Annotated in this window: 12 protein-coding genes and 1 pseudogene; 4 read left to right on the forward strand and 9 right to left on the reverse strand. The window is 52.7% G+C overall.

All coding sequences use genetic code 11. The annotated features are described in order from the left end of the window. The 5 genes from MVD07_RS01850 to MVD07_RS01870 all read right to left on the reverse strand — a co-directional run. Window positions 1–685 (reverse strand): hydroxymethylglutaryl-CoA synthase (locus tag MVD07_RS01850; RefSeq protein ID WP_297497872.1); only part of this gene is annotated, 685 nt, incomplete at its 3' end. A gap of 104 nt (window positions 686–789) precedes the next feature. Next, entirely contained in the window at window positions 790–1977 is a 1188-nt protein-coding gene (locus MVD07_RS01855; RefSeq protein ID WP_297497875.1) for a hypothetical protein, read from the reverse strand. Window positions 1978–1993: 16 nt separating this feature from the next. Next, window positions 1994–2674, reverse strand: a complete 681-nt coding sequence (locus tag MVD07_RS01860) for a fibrillarin-like rRNA/tRNA 2'-O-methyltransferase (RefSeq protein ID WP_297497879.1) — start codon at window positions 2672–2674, stop codon at window positions 1994–1996. Window positions 2675–2679: 5 nt separating this feature from the next. Next, window positions 2680–3960 carry a C/D box methylation guide ribonucleoprotein complex aNOP56 subunit gene (locus MVD07_RS01865; RefSeq protein ID WP_297497882.1) on the reverse strand — a complete coding sequence of 427 codons (1281 nt, stop codon included), beginning with the start codon at window positions 3958–3960 and terminating at the stop codon, window positions 2680–2682. Between the two features lie 83 nt (window positions 3961–4043). Beyond that, window positions 4044–5009, reverse strand: a complete 966-nt coding sequence (locus tag MVD07_RS01870; RefSeq protein WP_297497885.1) for a ribose 1,5-bisphosphate isomerase — start codon at window positions 5007–5009, stop codon at window positions 4044–4046. Between the two features lie 226 nt (window positions 5010–5235). On the opposite strand from MVD07_RS01870, the gene MVD07_RS01875 reads away from it, so the two are divergent. Beyond that, window positions 5236–6489: a PLP-dependent aminotransferase family protein gene (locus MVD07_RS01875; RefSeq protein WP_297497899.1), complete on the forward strand. Its 1254-nt coding sequence runs from the start codon at window positions 5236–5238 to the stop codon at window positions 6487–6489. Window positions 6490–6533: 44 nt separating this feature from the next. After that, the gene (locus MVD07_RS01880; protein WP_297497888.1) at window positions 6534–7385 is read left to right on the forward strand and encodes a gamma-glutamyl-gamma-aminobutyrate hydrolase family protein; all 852 of its coding nucleotides are present in this window, start codon (window positions 6534–6536) and stop codon (window positions 7383–7385) included. On the opposite strand, the gene MVD07_RS01885 is transcribed toward MVD07_RS01880, so the two are convergent. Beyond that, entirely contained in the window at window positions 7312–8154 is an 843-nt protein-coding gene (locus tag MVD07_RS01885; protein ID WP_297497891.1) for a radical SAM protein, read from the reverse strand. The two genes, MVD07_RS01880 and MVD07_RS01885, sit on opposite strands and share 74 nt — an antisense overlap. A gap of 57 nt (window positions 8155–8211) precedes the next feature. Here MVD07_RS01885 and MVD07_RS01890 point away from each other — a divergent pair, with 57 nt between their 5' ends. Together MVD07_RS01890 and MVD07_RS01895 are read left to right on the forward strand one after the other, a co-directional pair. Continuing rightward, window positions 8212–8622, forward strand: a complete 411-nt coding sequence (locus MVD07_RS01890) for an OsmC family protein (protein ID WP_297497902.1) — start codon at window positions 8212–8214, stop codon at window positions 8620–8622. Window positions 8623–8864: 242 nt separating this feature from the next. After that, window positions 8865–9143 (forward strand): family 4A encapsulin nanocompartment shell protein, encoded by a 279-nt coding sequence (locus MVD07_RS01895; RefSeq protein ID WP_297497905.1) that lies wholly within the window; start codon window positions 8865–8867, stop codon window positions 9141–9143. Here MVD07_RS01895 and MVD07_RS01900 read toward each other — a convergent pair. The 3 genes and pseudogenes from MVD07_RS01900 to MVD07_RS01910 form a co-directional block, all read right to left on the reverse strand. After that, window positions 9127–10050 (reverse strand): triphosphoribosyl-dephospho-CoA synthase, encoded by a 924-nt coding sequence (locus MVD07_RS01900; RefSeq protein ID WP_297497893.1) that lies wholly within the window; start codon window positions 10048–10050, stop codon window positions 9127–9129. The two genes, MVD07_RS01895 and MVD07_RS01900, sit on opposite strands and share 17 nt — an antisense overlap. Further along, complete coding sequence (locus tag MVD07_RS01905; protein WP_297497896.1) at window positions 10051–10278, reverse strand: hypothetical protein; 228 nt, start codon at window positions 10276–10278, stop codon at window positions 10051–10053. It abuts the gene before it with no gap. 1 nt (window position 10279) lies between these two features. Then, window positions 10280–10518 (reverse strand): annotated as a pseudogene (locus MVD07_RS01910) (hypothetical protein); the annotation flags it as partial.

Raw genomic sequence — 10518 nt, forward strand, 5'->3', positions numbered from 1 at the left:
TAAGACCGAGTTCCTCCATCAGCGTTTTGGCGGCGTTGATGATGTGGTGGAAGTAAGCCGGCTCACCCGTGAACCTGTTACCGTGCCTCGGGTAGTGCTCATGCTGTCTCCTCCAGAAGTCGGGCGTATCTGTGACGTAAGAATAGCCCCCCTCAAAGTAGGCAACGGTCTCGGAGCTCTTCGGGCCGATTATAAATGCCGCCCCACCGGCTCCAGCCGTGAACTCAAGGTGGTCACCCGGCCTGCCCTGAGCCGTGTCGGCACCTATCGCCATCGCATAGTCCGTCATTCCCGAACCAACAAAACCTATCGCGGTCTGAAGGGCCTCTGTTCCGGCTTTGCACGCGAACTCGAAGTCAGCGGTGCTAACGTCGGGCGTTGCACCAATCGCCTCAGCTATGATAGTGCCAGTTGGCTTAACAGCATAGGGCTTGCTCTCACTCCCGAACCAGACCGCCCTAATGAGCTGGGGGTCAATGCGGGCCCTCTTTAGGGCGTTCCTTGCCGCTTCGAGACCTATCGTGAGGGCATCCTCATCCAGACTTGGAACTGCCTTCTCCTCGATTGGAAAGCTCGAAACTCCCCATACTCTTCCTATCTCTTCCGCTTTGATTCTATACATTGGGACGTAGGCACCGTAGCCGACTATGCCCACTTCACGATCCGGTCTCAACAGTTTTCTCATCGGGCATCACCTGAAAACCTGAATGCAACTTCGCCTAAGGTTCCAGCGGGACTTATAAAAGCCTTTCGGTGAAAGTGAAAGTGTTTTTCGTCGATAGGCGAAAATCAGCTTCTTAGACTTTTGAGAACTATAGTGATATCCAGTGAATTTCCACATAAATCCGCCACGTATTTTAGACCTGTGCATAAACTGAAAACATCATTTCCGCGGCTTTTCACACTTCTTCGGAGGTTTTCACAGATTGTATTTCTTGCCTGATCTATCTTTTTGAGTGCATAAGGAAATTCCCAAGGATACAGGTTGACGGTGGATAACTCACTATTTATCCGCTTAGCTAGTGTTTTTAGTTCTTCAAGTCCATTACTGGAGAGATTCAGAAACTGGAGAGATGACTCATTTTTGAGCATCTCTTCAATGAGGACAACCTTTCTCCGGACAATAACTTCATACGGTTGTATGAATTCTCTATAAATTCTGCTTGTTTCCTTTCTTTCCTGATTTGATGATGTTATAAAATCGGAGAAAACACTGCAACCATTGGTAAATGCCTCTAGTATGAGAACGGCTGGATCAGCATTTGTAGAAATGCAATTTTTGAGTTTATCCCGCTTCTGTTTTGAGGCCCGGACTATTTTTATCAAGATTTCTTTAAGCTCTGCATCTTGTATGCCCTCATCGGACCACAGAACCGAAGTTGATGACTCATAAACTTTATCCAAGATGTCCAAGTACTTCTCGCGGTAGATCAGAAAGTTCAAAGCTGATACAATGCACCCTGCTCTTTTCAACAATTCATCAAAGGATACAGTCCCGGCATATTGAGGAAGGTATTCCGCACCTAGTAACATTAACCTGTTTATAAGCTCATAATCTTTTAAGATCTGTGCTATTTTGTCTATCTCTCTTTCAACTTTGAGCAGGGCATGGGCAATTTCCAAAATTCGCTTAATATATTGATCTCTTATGATTACCGTAAGCTGAGCCTCATCGAGGCTGAGAAAGGATAGCATAGAATAAAACAGACGTCTTTCATCTGGCATCATTGGTATTTGTGTTTTTATAAAAATGAATGCATCAAGAATCCTGTCAAGATTTTCCAGCACTTGTTCTAGTGAAACCTCCCTCCTAGAGCCATTAAGCTTTAATTGATATCCATCTGAGGATAGAAGCCGATATTTAAATAATATTTTCTCTAAGAGGTTTTTCACCTTGTTATTATGTATTATTCTCTCAACTTCATCCTGAGAGAGACCCAAGTTTCCCAAAAAACGAATAATCAAAAGGGTGTCCATAAGGGATCACCAGCTTTCACAGCTTCCTCACGACGAAGAGCGCATGATCCTTCTCGTAGGGCTCAAGGGAGAGCCTCTCAACGACCTCGAAGTAGGTTGAGAGCTCCCCCTCGACCTCCTCGAAGACCTCCTCGGGTTCCTTTGTAACGTCAATGCTCCTGCTCTTGACCGATATCATGCCATAACCTCCCCCCGTGAGGTAAACCCTAGCGTTGTCTATGAGGATTTTCGCCTGCGTAGGCTGGGCGACGTCCTCGAAGATGACGTCCACCTTTGGAACGAGCGCACGGTAGCCCTCAGGCTTCGTTGCATCGCCGAGTATTGGCACGATATTCCTCCTCTCTTCAACGATGGGAACGAGCTCCCTGAGAACCCTCGGTGAGAACTCAACACCGAATATCCTACCCTCCCAGCCAACGATGTCGCTCACGTGGGATGCAGTAGTTCCGCTCGCTATCCCGAGGTAGAGAACCGTTGAACCTGGCTTAATAGGGAAGTTCTTCAATCCGTTGAGTATCGCTGCACCGAGCTTAGACCTGCTCGGGTTCCATATCCTGTACTCCTCCCCCTCGAACTTAATAACTCTCTCACCATAAACCCTCTGTCCCGGAACTAGGTTCTTGGTTGCTATCCTCTCACTCCCATCGTCCTCAACGACGAGGTAAACGCCGGGAAACCTGTGCTTCTTAACCTTCATCCACCTCACCTCTTTCCGCCCTTAGCCTTCTTTTTCCTGGGCTTTTTGTCCTTTCCACCTTTTTCGCTTCTCTTTCCCTTGGCTTTCTCTTTCTTTTCGAACTTCTTGCCCTTCTTGCCCTTGAATTTCTCCTTCTTTTTCTTCTTCTCCGGCTTGGCCTTCCTCTTCGGCGGGTTCGGGTACTTCTCCTTGATTTCTTTGACTCTCTGCTCAAGCTCCTTCTTGAGCTCCCCACCTATGTATTCGCCCGAGAAGTAGTCCACACGAGCAGCTATGGCCAGCTTTCCAGCTAAGGCCCTCGCTATCTTGCCCCTCTGCCACCATGGCGAGCGGTTGATTGCCGGATACTGGAAGATGACGCCGTGCTTGGGTGGTTTAGCCCCACTCCTTAGGTGCCTGAAGAGGGCCTTCTCCGCTCCAAGAACCTGAATCGTTGAAGCCGGCATTACGGCAAGCTCTCTAAGGCCACCTGCAAGGCTGAGCAACCTGGCGCCGAGCTTCGCCCCAACCAGGGCCTTTACGTTCGGGGCAACCTCATCCATAGCCATCTCAAGGTAGTCCTCTATCTGCTCCCTGAGCCTGTAGAGGTCACCTATCTCACTCGCAAGCTTCCTTATGATTTCGCTGTCGAACTTGCCGATGGGAGCTCCCATAGACTTCTCAGCGGCGTTGAGTATCTTCTCGATTTTTCCGTCAGGGAAGCCTAGTTTTTCAAGCTTCTCCCTCGTTATGTTCTCCCTCGGGCCTATCTCCTTAACGAAGGCAGCGTACTGCTGGTGCTTCGGCAGTAGCTCATCCAGCTCTGGGAAGTGGAGGCCGTACCACTCCCTCAGCCTTGAAACGAGCAGGTTGATGACCTTGTCAATGTCATCAAGGGCCTCAATGGCCTGGATTATCATCTTGTCTCTCGCTCCGCTCTGCTCCTGTATGCGGAGCCTCGTCAAAGCGATGCCAACAGTGTAATACTCTTCGAACCACTTTTCACCGAGGAACTCGGCCGGGCCGGAGCGGAGCTTTTCACCTGCCACGTTCGGGAACTCGGCGGTTGCTTGGTAGCCCAGATCCTTCAGGTTTCTGGCCAGCTCCGGATCCTCAACGGTGAACTCGGTGTAGCCTTTCTCCCTCAGCTCGTCTAGGAATGAGAGCAGTTCCTCAACCGGCTGGCCCTTGAGGAGTCTGTCAAGGCTCGCCTCGGGCTTTCCAGGGAAAGGCCTTGTGGCGATGAGGTCTCCTCCACCGTCAAAGGCGTACATGCCCCTGACGTTTTCAGCAAGGTAAGCTTTCATGAGCGTTCACCCCTATGCCCTTGTCCTAAGTGGTATAAAAGGGTTCGGAGTTTTAAACCCTAACGGTGAAAAAAGAAAGGAACTCATTCCTCCCAGGGCTCTCTGTACTTCAGTGCCCAGCCGAACTCCTCCTTCAGGATGTCTATGGCTGCACTCGGCGGTATGACCCCACGCTCGGTTATTATGACGTCAACGTACTCAGGCGGGGTAACATCGAAGGCTGGATTCCAGACGGTTATGTTCTTTGGCCAAGTCTTCAGCTCATCCTCCGGAATAACCTCTGTTGGATCGCGCATCTCTATCTCCACCAGCTGGCCGAGCATCGTCTCCGGGTGGAACTTGTAGGTTTCCGCTGCAATCATCGTCCAGACGCGGTGTTCCTTGGCGGTCACCGCTATCAGGGCAGTTCCAATCTTGTTTATAACCGCACCGTTGACGGTTATGCTGTCAGCACCCATGACGACCTTGTCGGTCATCTTCATGTAGTGCCTCGCCGCTGAGTCAACCACATATATAACTGGAATACCGTATTCCGCCAGCTCCCTGGCCGTTATCTTACCCTGCCACTTGGGCCTCGTCTCGGTGACTATCACTTTTATGTCCTTGCCCATATCCCAAGCCCTCTTCATGACGCTTATCGCGGCTTTGCTGTGGCAGTGGGTCATTATGATGTCCCCCTCCTCAACCCTCTTGGCACCTATCTCCCCTATCCTCTTGACAGCGTTTTCCGAGTTGTGGATGAACTCCTTTGCGGCGTTGATGACTATGAACTTCAGCTGTTCCAGGTCTGCCCCGCTGGAGTAGGTTATCTTCCCGCGGTGCATCACGTAGCGGAGCGCGTTTGGTAGGGAGACCGCCGTTGGCCTCGTCTCGTAGAGTATCTTTGCGGCTTTCTTCATCTCGTCCCAGAACTCATCGACTGTTCTAGCCTTACTCTGCTCGGCCTGTATCATGAGGGCCCTCGCTGCTGCCCTGGCTATTGTCCCGGCACCGCGGATTTCCATACTCTTGATCTTCCCGGCTATTTCGAGCACTTCCTTGGCGACCATCGGATCACCCCCGGTAAACTACCCTTAGGGAGGTCGGGTTTATAGAGGTTTCCAGTACATTGCTGCATTAAAAAGTCCTTCAATGACCTTAAATCTACCAGAGAAGCCTGCTTTACCTTTGTAAAGTCCAAAACCGGATTTTGGGAAAGGTTTATAACGAACGGCCCGAACTTTTTAGTGTATAGAGTTGATTACGTGTTCAGACGTGTTCACTGGGGTGGTTGTCATGCGGAAAAAACTCGAAAGGAAGCTCGCCTCGGAGCCACTGAACTTCGAGTCCTTCTTCTCCGAGAAAGCTCTCCAGATGAAGGCCTCTGAAATTAGGGAACTGCTCAAACTCGTCGAGACCAGCGACATCATAAGCCTCGCAGGAGGTTTACCGGCACCGGAGACGTTTCCCGTTGAGCTCATCAGGAAGATAACGGAGGACGTTCTGACCAACCACGCCGACAAAGCCCTGCAGTACGGCACTACAAAGGGCTTTACGCCACTCCGTTTGGCCCTGGCGAGGTGGATGGAGAAACGCTACGGCATTCCAATGAGCAAGGTCGAGATAATGATGGTGGCAGGCAGCCAGCAGGCCCTCGACCTGATCGGCAGGGTCTTCATAAACCCCGGTGACGTCGTGGTAGTCGAGGCACCGACTTACTTGGCTGCCCTCCAGGCGTTCAGCTACTACGACCCCGAGTTTGTCAGTGTACCGATGGATCACGATGGCATGAGGATTGACGTACTGGGGGAGAAGCTTGAGGAACTCGAAAGGAAGGGCAAGCGCGTAAAGCTTCTCTACACGGTCTCGACCTTCCAGAACCCGATGGGCGTAACAATGAGCCTTGAGAGGAGGAAAAAGCTCATAGAACTCGCCAGGGAATATGAATTCATAATCGTTGAGGACAACCCCTACAGCGAGCTCCGCTACTCAGGTGAGCCCATCCCACCGATAAAGCACTTCGACGACGAAGGAAGAGTTATCTACCTCGGAACGTTTTCAAAGATACTCGCCCCCGGACTCCGCCTTGGCTGGATATCGGCCCACCCGCACTTCATAAGGAAGATGGAGATAGCCAAGCAGAGCATTGACCTGTGCACCAACACACTCGGCCAAGCGATAGCGTGGAAGTACGTTGAGGATGGCCACCTTGACAAGCACATACCTGAGATCATCGAGTTCTACAAGCCGAGACGCGATGCCATGCTCAAAGCCCTTGAGGAATTCATGCCGGAGGGCGTTGAATGGACGAGACCAGACGGCGGGATGTTCGTCTGGGTAACGCTTCCGGGAGGGATTGACAGCAAGCTGATGCTCGAAAAGGCGGTCTCAAAGGGCGTCGCCTACGTTCCGGGGGAGGCCTTCTTCGCCCACCGCGAGGTCAAGAACACCCTGAGGCTCAACTTCACCTACGTGCCCGAGGAGAAGATACGCGAAGGCATCAAGAGGCTCGCGGAGGTAATCGAGGAGGAGATCCGCTCTCGGGCTTGAGAAAAGCTTTTTACCTTCCCTTCTTATTCAGTCCCGGTGGTTACATGAAGCCCCTGATAGCTATCATAGATTCTTTTAGTGAAGGACGTATCTACGCGCCGCATGAGCACCTCTCAATGGTCTCAAAGGCAGGCGGCTTGCCAGCGGTGTTCTCGGTAGAAACCGAGCCAAAGGAAGTTCTGAGAGTAGCAGACGGACTGCTCCTGATAGAGGGCCCGGACGTGCACCCACGCTTCTACGGTGGCGACCCATCTCCAAAGCTTAGAGAAGTTGACGTTGCTCGGGATGAGTTCGAGATTGAGCTCGTCAAGAAGGCCATCGAAAGGGGAATCCCTGTGATGGGCATTGGAAGGGGTATGCACATCATAAACATCACCCTCGGCGGAACCCTCTACCAGGACGTCTACGAAATCCCGAAGGCGATAAAACATGACTGGAACATGAAAACCGCGAGGCCGGAGCAGAGGCTCCACACGATAAGGGTAAAGGCCGACTCCCTGCTCTACTCCATCCTGAAGGAGGTCCTCAACGTGGAGAACACCAATGAGGCGTGGACGTGGGTCAACAGTTTCCACCATCAGGCCATAAAGAGGGTTGGAGAGGGGCTTAGACCGGTGGCATTCGCGATAGATGGTCTTGTTGAGGCTATAGAGTCCAGTGAGGGGTTTCTCCTGGGCGTCCAGTGGGGACCGGAGTACCTGGAGGAGATGGTGCCCCTCTACAGGGCCCTTGTCAACGCAGCCTCGGGAAGGCACAGGGAGCTGGAGGAACTCATGAGGAGGAAAATAGAGGCCGAAGTGAGGGAGAGAATGGAGGGGGAGCTCAGCGGGGGACAAGGTGAGAGCCATCACAGCTCGGAAACGAACGGTAGCCCTCACGGCACGACCCAAACGTGATTCCCCTCCCTAGTATCTTCTCCTCCGCTTCCCTGAGTATTTTAAACCTCAGCTCCCTGGGAAGATAGTAGTAGCCACCAATCCGCTCCCCCCGTTCGTAGAGGGGCCAGAGCTTCCCCATAAGCTCAGGGAACTTGGCGAACATCCTCTTCTTTGAGTCCGGTCTTAGCTTGAGTGTTGAGACGGTTATGTGACTAACGAAGTCCAAGGCGTCAAGCGTTTCCTCGAAGTCCTCCCATGTGTAGAAGGGTATTATCGGGTCTATGCGCGCGTAAACGGGAATCCCTGCCTCCTCAGCTTTCTTCAGCGCCCTTATCCTTGCCTTGGGCAATGGGGCGTTGGGCTCAAGGAGCCTTGCCTTGGTCTCATCAATTGTCGTAACGGTAATCCCAACCGCGCACTTGAGCTCACTCAGGACGTCTATGTCGCGCTCGAAGACATCAGATTTGGTCAGGAGAAGGCACCTGACGTCATATCTCTTGAAGAGCTGGAGGACTTTTCTCGTTATTCCCAGTTTCCGCTCGACGGTCGGGTAAGGGTCGGAGGAATAAGACAAGGCTATTATGAAGCGCTTGTCAAACTTTCTGAGTTCCCCCTCCAGCTTAGGAAGGAGGGCTTTCTTGGTTCTAACTTTGAATGCGTTGGGGATGTAGCTCGTTATGTAGCAGTAAACGCACGCGTGGTCGCAGCCGGTATAGACGTTCAGGGTGTACTTGAAGGGGCAGGTGCAGAGCTTCGACTTCCAAGGGTCGAAGGGCCTTATGTACATGATACAACCTGGGAAAGGGCTTTTAAAGGACTTTCCTCACCCTCTCAGGTGGTTATGATGGGGGAGCCGATAAAGGGAAGGGTGGAGTGGTTCAAGGACTACCAGTTCATAGGCAGGATTGAGGGCGACAAGTGCTCGGTCATACTCGGGGAAGGTGGTATAAGCCCGATGCGCCTCCTTCTCCTGAGCGTCGCGGGATGCACCGCCTACGATGTCGTTATGATACTCAAGAAGATGCGCGAGCCGGTAGAGGGGCTTGAGGTTGAGATAAGCGGTGAGAGAAGGGAGGAGCACCCGCAGGTTTACACCAAAGTCCACATCCACTATAGGGTCTACGGGAACGTGAGGGAAGAGAAAGCTAAGAGGGCGATAGAACTGAGCCAGGACAAGTACTGCTCTGCCAGCGCCCACGTGAAGCTCAGCGGTGCGGAGCTGACCTACTCGCTGGAGATAGTTCCCAGAGGTTAACTCCCCCTCAACTCCCTACATAGCCGGAACCTCAACGGTTTTAGAGAAAGCGGCGGTTGTAGCGCCCATGCCTCCCCTCTCAGCCCAACCGTGTGGGTTATCCTCTGCCCCCCCCCCAAACAGGACAGGGGCAGGCTTAGGCCTGGTGGAATCAAGGTTATGATAAACGACATCAAAGGGCCTTCGACCCCCTGATTAGAAAGCCTTAAATTCAACCCCGAAAACTTCCTCAGGTGTTCAAAGTGAGGGGCGACCTGATAAGGGTGCTCAGTTCGATCGAGGAGAAGGCCAACGAGCTCAAACTTGAGGGCTACGAGCCGGACGTGGTCATAGTCGGCAGAGAAGCCTACGAGTTCATAAGAGAGCAGGTGAACGAAGAATTTGGTGGGGACGAAGAGGTGGCCGAGCTCTCGGGTCTTCCAGTTAGGGTGGTTGAGGAGTTCGGGAGAGACGCCCTCGTCGTTGACAGCAAAGTTCTTGGTTATGAGAACTCTGCGAAGAGGTTCAGGGTCGTGCCGTGAGCCAGGCCCTGCCGTTCTTCATCTCCACACCGACACCGCTCAGGAAGACGAGGCTCAAAGCGACCGCGACTATGTCAGCGGTGCTCCCCGGGTTTCTAAGATCGCCCTCCTCCCTGAGGAAGGCGTCGAACTCCTCAATGGAGAGCTTTCCCTCAATGACTTCCCTGGCCCTTTTCCTGACGAGCAGTTCCTCGGCCTCTCCCGCCTTTCTCCTGATTAGGGTGTCCCCCCTCTCGGCCAGCAGCTCAAGAAAGAGCCTCACGGATGCATCCTCAAGGGGCATCTCTTTCGCCAGCCTTAATATTCTTGAGAAGGCCCCGTAGGTTATCCCGTAGGAGTTCAGCCACTCACAGAAGATCGTTTCCCTCGGACAGCTGAGCTCGGCCAGCCTCATCAGGTTGACCCTATCCCTGAAGAGCTCCTCAAAGGCATCCTCGGAGTAGACGTCGTACTTAACCCCCCTTGGTATTCCTTTGGGCTCGAGTATCCTTATGGCCCGATAAAGCTCCATCGTGTCCCTGACACTGGACTCCTCAAGGAGAAGCCTCGCCTTCTCACCTCCCTCGCTCAGCTTCTTAGTTAATGCCAGACCCGCTATCAGAGGTATCGAGAGCACGAGAACCCCGAAGTCCGGGTTCCCTGACTGGACGCGCCTTGTGGCCTCTGCACTTCTCCTTATAAGCTCCCCAAGACCGGCCTCAGCTGGAGAGAGAACTCCTGAGCGTATCAGCTCCCCCCTCCTGACGGTTTCGTGGTATATACCTACCAGCGCGGGGTAAGCGACGAGGAAGTTGTAAACGCTCAAATCCCTAAAGTCCCTGAACCTGTTCACGTTGCCGGGCTTCGGCAGAGCAACCTCAACCAGAGGGCCGGTTATGAAGGCCCTGACTATTTCCCACCGCTCCATTTACACCACCAGGTATAGTACTAGGTAGAGGAGGTAAAGGAAAAGCACGAGCCTCCTCCAGAAGCCCCTAGCGAGAAAGTAGAGGCCACCGGCGATGAACATAACTCCCCAGAAGGCCCCTCTAATGTAGGGTGCGTAGATCCTAAGGGGCTCGAGGAAAGCTGGCCGGAACTGAAGGGGGAGCATCGTGATGCCTATTAAGACGAGAAACACTCCAGCGGTTTTCATCTCAATCACCCCTCAGGAGGAGCAGAAAACCCAAGACGAGGAGACCCAGGGCGACGGCGGTTGTCCTGTCAACGGTAACCGGCACGATAGGCTTCATAAGGAGCACGAGTCCAAGGGCTATGAGAACTATTGCGAGGAGCTTGATGTCGATGGAACCTTCCCATGGTTTTTTACTGGTCTCCTCTATGAAGTCATCACTCCCCTCCCCGTTTCTCTCTTCCTCAGGTATTACGAAAGCCG

This window comes from Thermococcus sp., assembly GCF_027008145.1.
Classification (GTDB): domain Archaea; phylum Methanobacteriota_B; class Thermococci; order Thermococcales; family Thermococcaceae; genus Thermococcus.